Origin of the sequence: Nonomuraea turcica, assembly GCF_030718205.1 — a bacterium.
Taxonomy (GTDB): domain Bacteria; phylum Actinomycetota; class Actinomycetes; order Streptosporangiales; family Streptosporangiaceae; genus Nonomuraea.
In genome coordinates this window covers 128,316-144,465 of the sequence record NZ_JAUZQF010000027.1, presented here as the reverse complement: position 1 = coordinate 144,465, position 16,150 = coordinate 128,316, and the positions used below count along the sequence as shown (strand labels likewise).

Genomic DNA, 16,150 nt, shown 5'->3' with positions numbered 1-16,150 from the left:
CCATGGTCGCGCAGTTGGAACCCCCGTACGTACGTGGATCGCTCCACCCGTCGGACCTACGGCCTCTGCTCACAGCGCTGCAGGGGCTGCGTGACGGGAACTTCCGGCATCGCCTTGACGTGCCTGACGATCCGGTCCTGGCCGAGCTGGCGATCGTGTTCAACCAGGTCGTCGAGCGCAACGAGCACCTGACCGCCGAGCTGACCCGAGTGCGCGGCGAGGTGGCCAAGCATGGGCGCCTCGACGAGCGGGTCGCCTCCAGCCCCGGCACGGGAAGCTGGGCGGTCAACGTGACCGCGGTCAACTCCCTGATCGACGCGCTGGTCATTCCCGCGGCCAAGGCCACCCGCGTGCTCAACGCGGTCGCGGACGGCGACCTGTCGCAGCGGGTCGATCTCCAGGAGGACAACCGGCCGCTGCGCGGCGGCCTGCGGCTGATGGGCAAGGCCGTCAACCGCATGGTCGACCAGCTCGCCCTGTTCTCCAGCGAGGTCACCAGAGTGGCGCGCGAGGTCGGCACCGAGGGACGGCTCGGCGGCCGGGCCAAGGTGCAGGGCATGTCGGGCAGCTGGCGCGACGTGACCGAGGCGGTCAACGCCATGGCCGGGCGGCTGACCGCGCAGGTGCGCGACATCGCGGTGGTCACCACCGCCGTGGCCAGGGGCGACCTGACCAGGCAGGTGACGGTTGAGGCCACCGGCGAGCTGCTGGAGCTCAAGCTGACCGTCAACACCATGGTCGATCAGCTGTCGTCGTTCGCCAGCGAGGTGACGCGGGTCGCGCGCGAGGTCGGCACCGAAGGGCAGCTCGGCGGGCGGGCCGAGGTCAAGGGCGTGCTCGGCACCTGGAAGGACCTCACGGACAACGTCAACTTCATGGCCTCCAACCTGACCACCCAGGTGCGCTCGATCGCCCAGGTGACGACCGCGGTGGCCAACGGCGACCTGTCGAAGAAGATCACTGTCGACGCCCGAGGCGAGATCCTCCAGCTCAAGGACACCATCAACACGATGGTGGGTCAGCTGTCGGCGTTCGCCGACGAGGTGACGAGGGTGGCCCGTGAGGTGGGCACGGAGGGGCGGCTCGGCGGTCAGGCCCAGGTGCGCGGCGTTTCCGGCGTCTGGAAGGACCTCACGGACAACGTCAACTTCATGGCCTCCAACCTGACCGAGCAGGTCCGCGACATCGCCCAGGTGGCCACCGCCGTCGCGCAGGGTGACCTCAGCCGCAAGATCAGCGTGGACGTCAAGGGCGAGATGCTCCAGCTCAAGGACACCGTCAACACGATGGTGGGTCAGCTGTCGGCGTTCGCCGACGAGGTGACGAGGGTGGCCCGAGAGGTGGGAACGGAGGGGCGGCTCGGCGGTCAGGCCCAGGTGCGGGGGGTTTCCGGCGTCTGGAAGGACCTCACGGACAACGTCAACTTCATGGCCTCCAACCTCACCAGCCAGGTCCGCAGCATCGCCATGGTCGCCACCGCCGTCGCCAACGGCGACCTGTCGAAGAAGATCACGGTGGACGCCCGGGGCGAGATCCTCCAGCTCAAGGACACCATCAACACCACCGTCGACAAGCTGTCGGCGTTCGCCGACGAGGTGACGCGGGTGGCGCGTGAGGTGGGCACGGAGGGCCGGCTCGGCGGTCAGGCCCAGGTGCGTGGGGTGAGCGGGGTGTGGAAGGACCTCACCGACAACGTCAACTTCATGGCCTCCAACCTCACCAGCCAGGTCCGCAACATCGCGCAGGTCGCCACCGCCGTCGCCAACGGCGACCTGTCGAAGAAGATCGACGTGGACGCCCGCGGCGAGATCCTCGAGCTGAAGACCACGATCAACACGATGGTGGACACGCTGTCGTCGTTCTCCTCCGAGGTGACCCGCGTGGCCCGCGAGGTCGGCTCCGAAGGCAGGCTCGGCGGGCAGGCCGAGGTCGAGGGCGTCTACGGCACCTGGGAACGTCTCACCAAGAACGTCAACGAGCTGGCCTCCAACCTCACCACCCAGGTCCGCGCCATCGCCGAGGTCGCCAGCGCCGTCGCGCAGGGCGACCTGAGCCGCGCGATCAGCGTCGAGGCCAAGGGCGAGGTCGCCGAGCTGAAGAACAACGTCAACCTCATGGTCGCCAACCTGCGCGAGACCACCCGCGCCAAGGACTGGCTGGAGAGCAACCTGGCCCGCATCGCCGGCCTCATGCAGGGTCACCGGGATCTCGTCGAGGTGGCCGACCTCATCCTGCGCGAGCTGACGCCGCTGGTCAGCGCCCAGTACGGCGCCTTCTTCCTGGCCGGCCACGACTCTCCCGACGGCTCACTCGCCTACATCGCCGGCTACGGCGCGGCCCACGACGTGCTGCCCGGACCCGGCAGCCCGGGGTCGGGGCTGATCAGGCAGGCGGCGCTGGAACGCAAGCGCATCCTGCTGGAGGACGTGCCGCCCGGATACATCAAGGTGCACTCCGGGCTGGGGGAGGCCGCCCCGGCCAGCGTCGTGGTGCTGCCGATCCTCTTCGAGGACAACGTGCTCGGCGTGATCGAGCTGGCCTCGTTCAGCCGGTTCAGCGACGTGCACCTGGCCTTCTTCGACCAGTTCGTGGTGACCATCGGCGTCGCCATCAACACGATCATCGCCAACTCTCGCACGGAGGCGCTGCTGTCGGAGTCGCAGCGGCTGGCCCAGCAGTTGCAGGGCCGCTCGGACGAGCTGCAGCGCCAGCAGGCCGAGCTGCGCAAGACCAACGCGGCGCTGGAGGAGAAGGCCCACCTGCTGGCCACCTCCTCCCGCTACAAGTCGGAGTTCCTCGCCAACATGTCCCACGAGCTGCGCACGCCGCTCAACAGCCTGCTCATCCTGGCCAGGCTGCTGGCCGACAACCCGGAGGACAACCTGTCGGCGCAGGAGGTCGAGTTCGCCACCACGATCCACAACGCCGGCAGCGACCTGCTCCAGCTCATCAACGACATCCTGGACCTGTCCAAGATCGAGGCGGGGCGGATGGACGTGCGCCCGGAGAAGCTGCCGCTGAGCAAGCTGCTCGACTACGTGGATGCCACGTTCCGGCCGCTCACCGTGGACCGGGGACTGACGTTCGAGATCGAGGTACGCCCCGGCACGCCGCGCGAGCTCTACAACGACGAGCGCCGGCTCCAGCAGATCCTGCGCAACCTGCTGTCGAACGCCGTCAAGTTCACCTCCTCCGGCGAGGTCCGCCTGCAGGTGTCCGTCGATCCCGCCAGGCGGACGCCGGAGGGCGAGGTCCTGGCGTTCGCCGTCAGCGACACCGGGATCGGCATCGCGGCCGACAAGCTGCCGGCCATCTTCGGCGCGTTCCAGCAGGCCGACGGCACCACGAGCCGCAAATACGGCGGCACGGGACTGGGCCTGTCGATCAGCAGCGAGATCGCCCGCCTGCTCGGCGGTGAGATCCACGCCATCAGCACTCCGGGGGCCGGCAGCACGTTCACGCTGTACGTCCCCGCAGGGTGCCCGGCGCCGGGCGTCACCGGCGACACCGACTGGCAGCCCGCGCCCAAACCCGTGGAAGCCCGTGCCGCGCAGCCGCAGGCAGAGTGGCCGGCCGTGGACACCGACGACCTGTGGCAGTCCGCCACCAAACTCAGCCTGCTCAAGGACGGGCCGCTCGGGGAGACGTTCGCGGGGCGGCGGGTGCTGATCGTGGACGACGACATCCGCAACGTCTACGCCCTCACCCACGTGCTCGGCCGGCTCGGCATGGAGATCGTCTACGCCGAGAACGGCAGGGAGGGCATCGAGGCATTGGAACGTGACGAGCGCATCGACCTCGTGCTCATGGACGTGATGATGCCGGAGATGGACGGCTACGAGACGCTCGCCGCCGTACGGGAGATGCCGAGGTTCGCCGAGCTGCCGATCATCGCGCTCACCGCGAAGGCCATGCCCGGCGACCGGGAGAAGACGATCTCCTGCGGCGCGTCCGACTATGTGCCCAAGCCCGTGGATCTCGACCATCTCCTCGAAGTGATGCGAGGGTGGATCGAGTGATGAACCGCCAGGTCAAGATCCTGCTGGTCGACGACAACGAGGAGAGCCTGGTCGCGCTGGAGGCCATCCTGCGGCCGCTCCAGCAACGGCTGTTCAAGGCCCGGTCGGGGCAGGAGGCCATGAAGCTCATGTTGCGCCACGACTTCGCGGTCGTGCTGCTCGATGTGCTCATGCCCGGCATGGACGGGTTCGAGACCGCCACCCACATCAAGCGGCTCGACCAGACCAGGGACGTGCCGATCATCTTCCTCACCGGCACCGAGCCCAGCTCGGGCGCGGCCTTCCGCGGCTACGCGGTCGGCGCGGTGGACTACCTCACCAAGCCCTTCGACCCGTGGGTGCTCAGGAGCAAGGTCACGGTCTTCATCGAGCTGTTCCGCAAGACCGCGGTGCTGGTCGAGCAGACCACCCTGCTCACCCAGCTCGTCGACGACCACGAGGCGCTGTCGGACTTCGCGAAGCGACTCGGCGCGGTCGAGTCCCGGCTGGCGAGCGTGGCCGAGGCCGCCTCCGGCGACGAGGGGCTGCGGGACACGGTCAAGGAGCTGGCCGACCGGGTGGCGGCCATGCAGGCCGCGTTCGATGTGATCTCCTCCGTGGAGGGCCGGGTCAGGGAATGAGGGCGGCCCGCAGGCGCGCGGCGTGAGTGGGGGTCAGGCCGCCGGCGAGCAGGACCAGCTCGGCGCCTCCCTGTGCGCTCAGCGCGGCCAGGAACGTGCGCATCGCGCTCTCGGGCGCCTCCAGCAGTGCCGGGGGCATGCCGGGCGGCAGCTCGATGCCGAGCGTGAGCATCAGGTCCGGCAGCGCCTTGGCGGTGAGCGCGTAGTCGCGCACGATGGCCTCGTGGTCCACGCCGACCAGGTCGAGGATCAGCGCGATCACGATGCCCGTGCGGTCCTTGCCCGCGGCGCAGTGGACGAGCGCGGGCAGCCCGTCGGCGATTTCCGCGACGACCCCGGCGAGCCAGGTCCTCCTGTGCTCGAGCAGGCCCACGTACATCTCGCCGAGGTCCAGATCCGCCGGGAGTGTGGCCAGGTGGGCGGGCGAGGCGACGGAGCCGGCGCCGAGCGGCGCGTGCCTGACGGCGCCGCCCAGGACGGGCGCCCAGTCGCCGGGCGTGCGCTCGTCGTCGCCGCGCAGGTCGGCGATGAGCCGCAGGCCCGCCACCAGCTCCGCGTCCGCGAGGGTGAGCGTGTGCGGCTGGGCGGAGCGGTAGAGCACACCCGGGCGCAGCGCGGTCTCCACCGCCACGTCCCGGAAATTGAGGAGAGGCATGTATCCCAGTAAGGAAGGCCTTGCCTGCGGCCATGCGGCCTTTGCGTGGACATGAAGTGAATCTCTCGTCACCTTTGACGAGAGTGATGTGAGGGGTGTTCGGCGAGCCTCCGCGCGCGGCGCGGTGTCTCCGACGTACCTTTGGCATCATGGCCACCCGTACGCCGAAAAGCGCATCGAAGGGGCCGGCGAAGCGGTCGACCTCGGCTCGCTCGACCCCCGCGAAGCGGACCGGAACGTCGGCGGGGTCCAGGGCGAGGGGAGCCGCCTCTGGCCGCAAGCCCTCGATGACCCACCAGGATCCGATCAGCTGGGTCTTCACGATGATCGGCAAGCTGATCGTCGGGCTGTGGATGTTGTTCGCGAACGGCGTCGGCAGCATGGCTCGCGCGCTGGGCAAGAACGCCCGCGAGCTGGATCCGGCGCACCGGCGCGACGGGATCGGGCTGACGGTGCTCGCGGGCGCGATCGTGCTGGCGGCCATGACCTGGCGCAACGCCGACGGGGCGATCTCCGGCGTGGTCAACACCACCGTGCGCGGCGTGTTCGGGTCGCTGGCCTGGGCGCTGCCGCTGCTGCTCGGCCTGCTGGCCTGGCGCTACCTGCGCCACCCCGACCAGAACGCCGACACCGGCCGCATGGTGATCGGCTGGGCGGCACTGCTCGTCGGCGTGCTCGGCGTGATCCACGTGGCCAACGGCACTCCATACCCGGCCGGCGAGGGTCAAGGCATGGACAAGGTGTCGGCCGCCGGCGGCATGATCGGGTTCATCGTGTCGGCGCCGCCGATGAGCCTCCTGCCGCCGTGGATCACGATCCCGCTGCTGCTGCTCCTGTCCGGGTTCGGTGTGCTGGTGATCACCGCCACCCCTGTGCACCGGATCCCCGAGCGGCTGGGCGAGCTCAAGCACATGTTGTTCGAGCGGCACGCCGAGCCGCAGCCGCGCGAGCCGGGCAGGAAGCGCACCCGGGTCAAGAAGTCCGACACCGGCGAGGGCGGCGACACGGTCAAGCCCTACGACACCCCCGTCCTGGCCGAGAAGCCGGACAAGCGGGCCGATCACTCCCCGGAGATCGTGCCCGGGCTGACCGACGAGGAGGAGCCGCCCGCCGCCGAGGCGGAGCGCAGGCCCGAGCCGCCGCAGCCGACGCCCGCGCCGCGCAAGGTCGAGCAGCTGGTGCTGTCGCCGCAGGCGGGGCCGTACAGCCTGCCTGACCTGCAGTTCCTCAAGCAGGGCAGCGCGCCCAAGCCGCAGACCAAGGCCAACACCACCGTGGTGAACGCGCTGACCAGCGTGCTCGAGCAGTTCACGATCGACGCGCAGGTGATCGGGTTCACCCGGGGGCCGACCGTGACCCGGTACGAGATCGAGCTGGGCCCCGCGGTCAAGGTCGAGAAGGTGACGGCGCTCACCAAGAACATCGCCTACGCCGTTAAATCCGCAGATGTCAGGATTTTGTCGCCTATCCCGGGCAAGTCGGCGATCGGGGTGGAGATCCCGAACGCCGACAAGGACCTGGTGTCGCTCGGTGACGTGCTGCGTTCCCAGGTGGCGCAGGCCGATCACCACCCGATGATCGTCGGGCTGGGCAAGGACGTCGAGGGCCGCACCATCGTCGCGAACCTCGCCAAGATGCCCCACCTGCTCATCGCGGGCGCCACCGGCGCCGGCAAGTCGGTCTGCGTCAACGGGCTGATCACCAGCATCCTCATGCGGGCCACGCCGGACGAGGTGCGCATGGTGCTGGTGGACCCCAAGCGGGTCGAGCTGAGCGTGTACGAGGGCATCCCGCACCTCATCACCCCGATCATCACCAACCCGAAGAAGGCCGCCGAGGCCCTCGAATGGGTGGTGGGCGAGATGGACCGGCGCTACGACGACCTGGCCGCGTCGGGGTTCCGGCACGTGGACGAGTTCAACAAGGCCGTGCGGGCGGGCAAGCTGCAGCCGCCGCCCGGCAGCGAGCGGGTCTACCAGCCGTACCCGTACCTGCTGGTGATCGTGGACGAGCTGTCGGACCTCATGATGGTGGCGCCGCGCGACGTCGAGGACTCGATCGTGCGGATCACGCAGCTGGCCCGCGCGGCCGGCATCCACCTGGTGATCGCCACCCAGCGGCCGTCCGTGGACGTGGTCACCGGCCTGATCAAGGCGAACGTGCCGTCCCGGCTGGCGTTCGCGGTCTCCTCGCTCACCGACTCGCGGGTCATCCTGGACCAGCCGGGCGCCGACAAGCTGGTCGGCCAGGGTGACGCGTTGTTCCTGCCGATGGGTGCGAGCAAGCCCATCCGCATCCAGAACGCGTTCGTCTCGGAGAAGGAGATCGCCGAGATCGTCTCGTACTGCAAGGAGCAGATGCAGGCCGAATACCGCGATGACGTCGCAGCTGCGCCGGTCAAGCGGGAGATCGACGAGGACATCGGCGACGACCTCGAGCTGCTGATCCAGGCGGCCGAGCTGATCGTGACCACCCAGTTCGGCTCGACCTCGATGTTGCAGCGCAAGCTGCGGGTCGGCTTCGCCAAGGCCGGGCGGCTCATGGACCTGCTCGAGAGCCGCAACGTGGTCGGCCCGAGCGAGGGGTCCAAGGCTCGCGAGGTGCTCGTGAAGCCGGACGACCTCGCGGGTTTGCTGGCCGACCTGCGTGGCGAATGACCCCAATGCGTCCCTGCGGGGTAGCTACTGGTTGAATATGAACCACTACGCAATGTTGTCGTGGTGGTTCAGACCAGGCGCCATCGGGGAGGCGTTTCGCCGTGCAGGAGCAGAGCATCGGAGCCATACTGGCGGCAGCCAGGCAGTCGGCGGGGCTGACGGTCGCGCAGGTGAGCGCGGCCACCCGGATCCGCGAGGCGATCATCCATGGCATGGAACAGGACGACTTCGATCAGTGTGGTGGCGAGTTCTACGCCAGGGGGCACGTCAAGGCCGTGGCCCAGGCCGTGGGGCTGGATCCCGAGGCCACCGTGCACCTCTACGACCAGCAGCACGGCGGGGCGCCCCAGCCGGTGCGGGCGGCGGCGGTGTTCCAGGCCGACAGGAAGATCAACGTGCCGGTGCGGCGGGGGCCCAACTGGACGATGGCGCTCGGGGTGGCGCTGGCGATCGTGGTGGTCTTCGGCATGATGCGGGTGGTGGGCGGTGCCGGAGACCACGTGCAGACCGCCGGCGTGCGGCAGGTCTCGGCCCGGCCGAGCGTTCCGCCCAACACACCCATCACGGAGACGCCCAGGCCGTCACGCAGCGTGAGCAGCAAGCGCATGGTGACCGTGCAGCTCAAGGCCAGGCGGTCGTCGTACGTGAACGTGCATGACGCGGAAGGTCGCCCGTTGTTCTCCGGGACGTTGAAGGCCGGCCGGACCTCCACCTGGCGCACGCCGGAGAAGGTCAACCTGGTCCTGAGTGACGCCAGTGCGGTGTCGGTGCTGGTCAACGGCAAGAGGGTGACGGGGCTCGGGGGACGGGGGGAGGCGGTGCGGCGCTCGTTCGAGGCGCCGAAACAGCAGACGCGACAGCGCGCGAGGTAATCCGCGGGGCCCACGCGACCCCCAAAAGGGCGCAGGAGAGGCGTTCTGTCTGTCGGGGGAAGCAAGCTTCCCGCGACCCGTGCATCGGTTAGTGGCCAACTCCCGATACCGTAGTGTTCACCATGTCATCCCGCCGAACCGCATCGCTGATCACTCTGGGCTGCGCCCGCAACGAGGTCGACTCCGAGGAGCTGGCCGCGCGACTCGAGGCTGCCGGCTGGCAGCTGGGCGACGACGACCCCGATGTCGTCGTCGTCAACACGTGTGGCTTCATCGACTCCGCCAAGAAGGACTCCATCGACACGCTCCTGGCGGCCGCCGACTCCGGCGCGAAGGTGGTCGCCGCGGGCTGCATGGCCGAGCGCTACGGCAACGAGCTGGCCGAGGCGCTGCCCGAGGCCAGCGCGGTCATCTCCTTCGACGACTACGCCGAGATCGGCGACCGGCTCGACGACGTGCTCGCGGACCGGCCGCTCAAGCCCCACACGCCACGCGACCGCCGCACGCTGCTGCCCATCTCGCCGGTGGAGCGTGCCAGCGCACCCAAGACCCACATCCCCGGCCACGGCGACCTTCCGGACGGCCTGGCGCCCTCCAGCGGGCCGCGCGTGCTGCGCAAGCGGCTCGACGAGAGCCCCGTGGCCTCGCTCAAGCTGGCCTCCGGCTGCGACCGGCGCTGCACGTTCTGCGCCATCCCGGCCTTCCGCGGCTCCTACGTCTCGCGCACGCCGGACGAGTTGCTGGCCGAGGCCGACTGGCTGGCCCACCGGGGTGTGCGCGAGCTCGTCCTCGTCAGTGAAAACTCCACGTCCTACGGCAAGGACCTCGGCGACCTGCGGGCGCTGGAGACGTTGCTGCCGCAGCTCGCCGCCATCGACGGCATCGAGCGGGTGCGGGTCAGCTACCTGCAGCCGGCCGAGCTGCGTCCCGGGCTGATCGACGTCATCACCGGCACCGAAGGTGTGGCCCCCTACTTCGACCTGTCCTTCCAGCACGCCAGCAACAGCGTGCTGCGCAGGATGCGCCGCTTCGGCGACCCCGAGCGCTTCCTGGGGCTGCTGGAGGCCGTGCGTGAGCGCGCCCCTGAGGCCGGCGTGCGCTCCAACTTCATCGTGGGCTTCCCCGGGGAGACCGAGGAGGAGTTCGGCGAGCTGGTGAGCTTCCTGGAGCAGGCCAGGCTCGACGTCATCGGCGTGTTCGGCTACTCCGACGAGGACGGCACCGAGGCGGCGCACCTGCCGGGCAAGCTCGACCAGGACGTCATCGACGAGCGCGTGCGGGTGCTCACCGCACTGGCCGAGGAGCTGACCGCCCAGCGGGCGGAGGAGCGCATCGGCACCGAGGTCGACATTCTGATCGACGACGACCTGGGCGACGGCGGCTACGAGGGCCGGGCCGCCCACCAGGGGCCCGAGGTCGACGGCTCGGTCACGGTGCAGGGCATCGGGTTGGTCAGGGGGCAGATCGTGCGCGCTCTCGTGGTCGACGCCGAGGGGGTCGACCTGATCGCGCGCATCAAGGCCAGTCCATGATTGTGTTCCCCGACGGCCTCCTCCGCTCCGCTCCCCGGTCGCTGGCGCTCCCTGCGATGCTCACTCCGGAGGCCGTCTCGTGATGAAAGACGAGCGCCGGGTGGTGAGCCCGTGGAACATCGCCAACATCCTCACGGTCCTCCGGTTGGCGCTCGTCCCGTTCTTCGTCGTCTGCCTCTTCCTGCCGGGCGCGGGCTGGCGGGTGGCCGCGCTGGCGGTGTTCGCGGTGGCCTCTTTCACCGACCACCTCGACGGCGAGCTGGCCCGCCGGTACGGCCTGATCACCGACTTCGGCAAGATCGCCGATCCGATCGCGGACAAGGCGCTCACCGGCGCCGCGCTGGTGTGCCTGTCGATCCTGGGTGAGCTGCCGTGGTGGGTCACGGGGATCATCCTGGGCAGGGAGCTGGGCGTCACGGCGCTGAGGTTCGTGTTGCTGCGGCACGCCGTCATTCCGGCCAGCTATGGCGGCAAGGTCAAGACGGTGCTGCAGATTGCCGCGATCGTCCTCTATCTCCTGCCGTGGGTGCCTGACGTGGTGCGGTGGGTGGTGATGGGCGCTGCGCTGATCGTCACGGTGGCCACCGGCGTCGACTATGTGATCCGGGCCGTGAGGTTGCGTAAGGTGGCCAAGCAGGCGCGCGGGGAGTGATCGACGGTGGATGTGGCCGGGGTTCTGTCCATGCTGGTGCAGCGGTCCGCCACGGTGGCAGTGGCCGAGTCGATCACCGGCGGGCTCATCGGGGCCGCGTTCACGTCGGTGTCCGGGTCGTCGAAGGCGTTCCGCGGTGGGGTGATCTCCTATGCCACCGATCTCAAGCGGGAGCTGCTCGGCGTGCCGGAGGAGCTGCTGCGGCGTGAGGGGGCCGTGCACCCGGAGGTGGCCGCGGCTATGGCGGCGGGGGTCGCACGGCTGTGCGGGGCCACGTACGGGCTGGCCGTGACCGGGGTGGCCGGGCCAGAGCCGCAGGACGGCAAGCCCGTGGGGACCGTGCATATGGCCGTTTCCGGACCTGGCGGGCAGATTTGGTCCCGGGAATTGAGACTTGATGGGTCGCGCGAACGTATCAGGGTAGAGACGGTGGACGAGGCCGTTGATCTCCTGGCAGGTGTGCTGAAGGCGAACATAGGGGAACAATCCGGATGATTACCGTGTTACGTCCCCAGCGAACATGCCTGACGCGGTCTGACGCGGTGTCGGTGGATACGGGTACGGTGGAGCTGTGAGTGAGGTCCGTGAGCCAACTGCAAGCACCGAGCGCCCGGCAGGCGGGCCTGATGAGTCGCGCAATGAGGCACGAGCGGCGGTTCAGGGGCAGCGACGCCCAGTGATGACGGCGAGGAGTATGTACGAAGCTAAGAAGACCAAAGTGCGGCACGATCCGATCGCGCGAGGCGTGGTGAAAACTTCCGCGCCGGGGAGGGAGCGACAGATGATTCTGCTGCGTCAGCTGCTCGGCGATGTGCTGAGGCGGTTGCGGGTGCGGCAGGGACGCACGCTACGCGAGGTGTCCACGCTTGCCCGTGTCTCGCTCGGCTATTTGTCCGAGGTGGAGCGCGGCCAGAAGGAGGCCTCGTCCGAGCTGCTCGCGTCCATTTGCGGCGCGCTCGGGGTGCCGCTTTCGCAGGTGTTGCGTGAAGTGTCCGACCAGTTCGCGCTGGCGGAGCTCCAGGCCGCTCCTGTGCTTGCCGATGTGCCGGAGCACGAGCGCCTGCCCCTTGCCGAGACGGTTCCCGGGTCGATCTCCGACTCCGTGTTCCCCGAAGTCAAGGACATGGTGGCTGCCTAGCTCGGCTGGCAGCCGGCACACCACAGGATCAGCCGCTCCTGTGGCTGCGCCCCCATCTCCCCGCGGCTGATGCGGGTGCCGCAACGGCGACAGGGCCTCCCCGCCCTGCCATAGACCCAGGTCTGGTTCGCCGGGCGGCGATCACCTGTGGTCACCGTGCCCGCGTACGTCTTGTTGGCGTCCAGGAGTCGCTGCGCCAACGACACGAGCCCGTTGAGATCCTCGATCTCCCCGACTTTTCGCCACGGCCAGATCCCCCGCAGGAACAAGGTCTCGGCGCGATAGATCGTGCCGATCCCCGCCAGGTTGCGCTGATCGAGCAGCGCCTCCCCGATGGTCCTGCCGGGCGCCGCTCGTAGCCTCCGCACGGCCTCGTCCGGGTCCCAGTCCGGGCCGAGCAGATCCGGGCCGAGATGGCCCACGACGCGCGCCTCCTCGCCGGTTCTGACGAGGTCCACCATGCCGAGCTTGACGCCCATCGCCGTCCACTCCTGATTGGCCAGGATCAGCCTGACCTGGTCGCCGGGGGGTGGTGCGATGTGGGGCGAGGCCGGCTTGATTCTCCAGCTGCCGTCCATCCGGAGGTGGGTGTGGAGGGTCAGGTCGCCTTCGACGCGGGTGAGCAGGTGCTTGCCCCGTGAGAGCGTGGCGAGCACCGCGCGGCCCGTCAGGTCGGCGGTGGCATATCGAGGGACGCGAAAGTCGGACCTGATGAGGATGCGGCCGTCCAGAGCGTCCCGCAGGCGTGCGGCCGTCCGATAGACGGCGTCTCCTTCAGGCATCTCGGGGCGCCTCCAGGCATTTCTCTAGGCAGCTCTCCAGGCTAAGCCTTTTTGTGCGGGCCGATCTCCAAGCTAAAGCCACGCGGAAGTGACCCGCTCATCCGCTGGCGCGCAGAGCTGGTGCAAGGGTGGTGGGGTGGCTGGTCAGGCCTCGTGGTGGTGTCGGGCGCCGGGGGATGGCGGCGGATACGGGGCCGGTTGGGCCAGGATCAGGGTCAGGTCGTCGGATCGGGTGCGCGTGGCGTGCCCGCGCAGCAGGTCCAGCAGGTCGCGCACGGCCTCCTCCAGTGTGGGGGCGGTCAGGGCGGCATGCAGGTGCTCGTCGAACGGCAGCTGGGCGCCGCTCCGGTCGTGGGTCTCGGTGAGCCCGTCGGTGAACAGCAGCAGGCGGTCCGACGGCAGCAGGCGGACGCGCCACACGTACGGGTCGGGAGACAGGCCCAGCGGCCGGCAGGGGCGGGGCGGCTCGAGCACGCGCAGCCGGCTGCCGATCCGGATAGGGGCGGGATGGCCGCAGTTGACGAGCAGAACTCCGCCGGGCACGAACTCGGCGAGCAGGACGGTCACGAAGTCCTCGGGACCCAGGTCGGGTCCGATGCGGGTGTCCAGGTCACGAGCCAGGCAGACCAGGTCAGGGGCGGTGGCGGCGGCACGGCGGAAGGCGCACAGCACCGCCGCGCTGAGATGGGCCGCGTCCAGGCCGTGGCCTTTGACGTCCCCGATGATCAGCCGCGCCCCCGTGGCCGTGGCGATGGCCTCGTGCAGGTCCCCGCTGATGCGGGCGCCGGGGGTCGCCGACCGGGTGTGGGCGGCCAGGTGGACGCCGCTCAGCTCGGTGGGCAGCGAAGGGATCATCGCCCGCTCGGCTATCCGGGTGATGCGGTTCAAGTCGGTGCGCTGCCGTTCATGACGGCGGGCGAGGGCGACGCACAGCAGCCCTCCGACGGCGACGATCGGCGTCCGCATGAGGAAGTGGGGCAGCTCCGAGCCGTCTCCCGAGAACGGCAGCAGGAGGGTCAGAGCGAGCGCCGCGGCCGTGACCAAGGTGGTCTGGCGGACGGTCAGGTAGTGCGCGGCGATCATCGGCCCGGCCAGCAGCGCGGGCAACACGACGGGAGTGGAGAAGGCGTCGGCCAGTGCGACGAACACCTCGCCCACCAGCAGGGCCGGCAGGAGCCGGCGCCGGGCCTTGAAGGGGGTTCGCCACGGAATGGGGACCTCCTTGGACTGCTGCCTCGGGGCAATCCATTCAGTTGCCGAGTAGCCACCTTCTCACTCTTAGTGACATTGTGGTGGCGATTCCGGCAAACTGGCGAGGCCCTGGGCGGCGTGTGCCGGCTCAGTCCCAGGCGGCGGGGTCGGCGGCGAGCTGGCGAACGCGCTCGGGCAGCGCCCCGGAGGCGACCTGTTCGAGCGTGACCTCCTCCAGGATGGCGCGCTCGGTCGCCCGCAACGCGATCCACACCTGCTGCAACGACTCCGCCGGCCCCCGGTAGCCGACGTGCTCGGGCCGCTCGCCGCGTACGTTGGCCAACGGGCCGTCCACGGCCCTGATCACGTCTGCCAACGAGATGGCGGAGGCGGGCCTGGCCAGCACGTATCCACCCTCGGGCCCCCGCTGTCCCCGTACCAGCCCGGCACGGCGCATCTGGAGCAGGATGTTTTCCAGGTATTTGGGTGGCATGTCCTGTTCCTTGGCGAGCTCGCCCACGGTGGTCGGGCCCGCACCGGCTGCGGCGAGTTCGGCGGCGGCTCGGAGGGCGTAGTCGACACGAGCGGAGAGGCGCATGTTTTCGATTATCCCTCCTGGTCAACACTGGTTAGGCGCAAGGTCGTCAGAACGGGCACGAGACCCGAATCCGGCAGGGCCTTCCACCCGGGGCTGAGCGGCGGGTCACGATGCCGAGCGCGGGGGCGCGACGACGGGGTGATCATGCGGAAATCTCGTGTTCACCTGCGACGTCACGCGCGGATGGGAGCGCTAAACTTCCAACAACCTTTTCCGATGTGACGGTGGGATTCAGCGTGGAGCGACGCCCTGGTGTGCCCAGACTACTCAGGGAGATCAACGACCGGGCCGCACTGGAGCTGTTACTGGCCACTGGCCCCATGACGCGTGGTCAGATCGGCGATCTGACCGGCCTGTCCAAGGTCACGGCGTCGCAGACGCTGGCCAGGTTGGAGGAGCGCGGCCTGGTCGAGGTGGTCGGCGCGCAAGCCGGCGGCCGCGGACCCAATGCGGCGCTTTACTCGGTGATCGCCTCCAGCGCATACGTGGCCGGGCTCGAGGTCGGGCCCGACCTGATCTCGAGCGCGATCGCCGACATCCACGGCCACACGATCGCCGACGTCACGGTCGATCCGCACGCCCACGACGACCCGGTCTCGGCCGTGCACGACGCGATCGTGAAGGCGTGCCGCGGTGCCAAGGTGGGTCTCGGCAAACTCCGCGGAGTCGTGATCGGCACCCCGGGCGTGGTCGATCCCCGCAGCGGCGACGTCCGCTTCTCCTTCGACCTGCCCGGCTGGCACGAGGGCATCCACGAGGCCCTGGCCGGCGACCTGCGGCGCGAGGTGACGATCGAGAACGACGTCAACCTCGCCGCCATCGCCGAGCGCGCCGACGGGGCCGCCAAGGGCCTCGACGACTTCGTGCTGCTGTGGTCGAGCCGCGGCCTGGGCATGGCCGTCATGCTCGCAGGCAAGCTGCACCGGGGGCGTTCCGGCAGTGCGGGCGAGATCGGCTACCTGCCGGTGCCCGGTGTGCCGCTGCCCGAGGACATCCGCACCCTGCCGGGGCGGCTGCCCTCGCTGGCGGGCGGTCTGCAGTCGCTGGTCAGCGCCGAGGCGGTCAGCGAGCTGGCCCGCGAGTACGGCTTCGCGGCCGGGAGCGCCGGCGAGTGTGTCAAGGTCGCGGTGGCCGCCGGAGCCGAGGGCGAGCCGTTGCTGGATGAGATCGCGCACCGGCTGGCTCTCGGGGTCGCGGCGGTCTGCGTGATCCTCGATCCCGGGTTGGTGGTGCTCGGCGGCGAGGTGGGGCACGCGGGCGGGCGGGCGCTCACGTCCCGCGTGGAGGAGGCGGTCGCCAAGATCTGCCCCGTACGGCCCCATGTGGCCACCAGCACCGTGGAGGGCAATCCGGTGCTGCGGGGGGCGGTGCTGGCGGCGCTCCAGCAGGCGCGCGAGGAGATCTTCAGCTCCTAGCCTCGCGGCGGCAGGCCGG

13 protein-coding genes are annotated in these 16,150 nt (G+C 69.7%); 9 read left to right on the top strand and 4 right to left on the bottom strand.

Going from position 1 to position 16,150, the window contains the following annotated elements:
* Positions 1-2: 2 nt before the first annotated feature.
* A complete protein-coding gene (locus Q9G87_RS48415; protein WP_305923433.1) occupies positions 3-4,019 on the top strand; it encodes a HAMP domain-containing protein in 4,017 nt (1,338 codons plus the stop codon).
* Positions 4,019-4,639 (top strand): response regulator, encoded by a 621-nt coding sequence (locus Q9G87_RS48410; protein WP_305923432.1) that lies wholly within the window; start codon positions 4,019-4,021, stop codon positions 4,637-4,639. Before Q9G87_RS48415 ends, Q9G87_RS48410 begins: the two co-directional genes overlap by 1 nt.
* Here Q9G87_RS48410 and Q9G87_RS48405 read toward each other — a convergent pair.
* Positions 4,629-5,294 (bottom strand): tyrosine-protein phosphatase, encoded by a 666-nt coding sequence (locus Q9G87_RS48405; RefSeq protein WP_305923431.1) that lies wholly within the window; start codon positions 5,292-5,294, stop codon positions 4,629-4,631. The genes Q9G87_RS48410 and Q9G87_RS48405 overlap by 11 nt on opposite strands.
* A 287-nt stretch (positions 5,295-5,581) precedes the next feature.
* Here Q9G87_RS48405 and Q9G87_RS48400 point away from each other — a divergent pair, with 287 nt between their 5' ends.
* The 6 genes from Q9G87_RS48400 (at position 5,582) to Q9G87_RS48375 (ending at position 12,145) form a co-directional block, all read left to right on the top strand.
* Complete coding sequence (locus Q9G87_RS48400) at positions 5,582-7,951, top strand: DNA translocase FtsK (RefSeq protein WP_452452047.1); 2,370 nt, start codon at positions 5,582-5,584, stop codon at positions 7,949-7,951.
* 101 nt (positions 7,952-8,052) lie between these two features.
* Positions 8,053-8,823 carry a helix-turn-helix domain-containing protein gene (locus Q9G87_RS48395; RefSeq protein WP_305923429.1) on the top strand — a complete coding sequence of 257 codons (771 nt, stop codon included), beginning with the start codon at positions 8,053-8,055 and terminating at the stop codon, positions 8,821-8,823.
* A 122-nt stretch (positions 8,824-8,945) separates the two neighbouring features.
* Entirely contained in the window at positions 8,946-10,355 is a 1,410-nt protein-coding gene (gene rimO, locus Q9G87_RS48390) for a 30S ribosomal protein S12 methylthiotransferase RimO (protein ID WP_305923428.1), read from the top strand.
* Positions 10,356-10,437: 82 nt separating this feature from the next.
* A complete protein-coding gene (gene pgsA / locus Q9G87_RS48385) occupies positions 10,438-11,007 on the top strand; it encodes a CDP-diacylglycerol--glycerol-3-phosphate 3-phosphatidyltransferase (RefSeq protein WP_305923427.1) in 570 nt (189 codons plus the stop codon).
* Between the two features lie 30 nt (positions 11,008-11,037).
* On the top strand, positions 11,038-11,502 hold the full coding sequence (locus Q9G87_RS48380; protein ID WP_305923426.1) for a CinA family protein: 465 nt from the start codon (positions 11,038-11,040) through the stop codon (positions 11,500-11,502).
* A 286-nt stretch (positions 11,503-11,788) separates the two neighbouring features.
* Positions 11,789-12,145, top strand: coding sequence for a helix-turn-helix domain-containing protein (locus tag Q9G87_RS48375; RefSeq protein WP_091084154.1), 357 nt, complete (start codon positions 11,789-11,791; stop codon positions 12,143-12,145).
* On the opposite strand, the gene Q9G87_RS48370 is transcribed toward Q9G87_RS48375, so the two are convergent.
* The 3 genes from Q9G87_RS48370 to Q9G87_RS48360 all read right to left on the bottom strand — a co-directional run bounded on the left by Q9G87_RS48370 (position 12,142) and on the right by Q9G87_RS48360 (position 14,716).
* On the bottom strand, positions 12,142-12,927 hold the full coding sequence (locus Q9G87_RS48370; RefSeq protein ID WP_305923425.1) for a DNA-formamidopyrimidine glycosylase family protein: 786 nt from the start codon (positions 12,925-12,927) through the stop codon (positions 12,142-12,144). The genes Q9G87_RS48375 and Q9G87_RS48370 overlap by 4 nt on opposite strands.
* 144 nt (positions 12,928-13,071) lie before the next feature.
* Positions 13,072-14,076 carry a PP2C family protein-serine/threonine phosphatase gene (locus Q9G87_RS48365; protein WP_305923424.1) on the bottom strand — a complete coding sequence of 335 codons (1,005 nt, stop codon included), beginning with the start codon at positions 14,074-14,076 and terminating at the stop codon, positions 13,072-13,074.
* 190 nt (positions 14,077-14,266) lie between these two features.
* Positions 14,267-14,716, bottom strand: coding sequence for an RrF2 family transcriptional regulator (locus Q9G87_RS48360; RefSeq protein WP_305923423.1), 450 nt, complete (start codon positions 14,714-14,716; stop codon positions 14,267-14,269).
* Between the two features lie 236 nt (positions 14,717-14,952).
* On the opposite strand from Q9G87_RS48360, the gene Q9G87_RS48355 reads away from it, so the two are divergent.
* A complete protein-coding gene (locus Q9G87_RS48355; RefSeq protein WP_305923422.1) occupies positions 14,953-16,131 on the top strand; it encodes an ROK family transcriptional regulator in 1,179 nt (392 codons plus the stop codon).
* Positions 16,132-16,150: the final 19 nt, after the last annotated feature.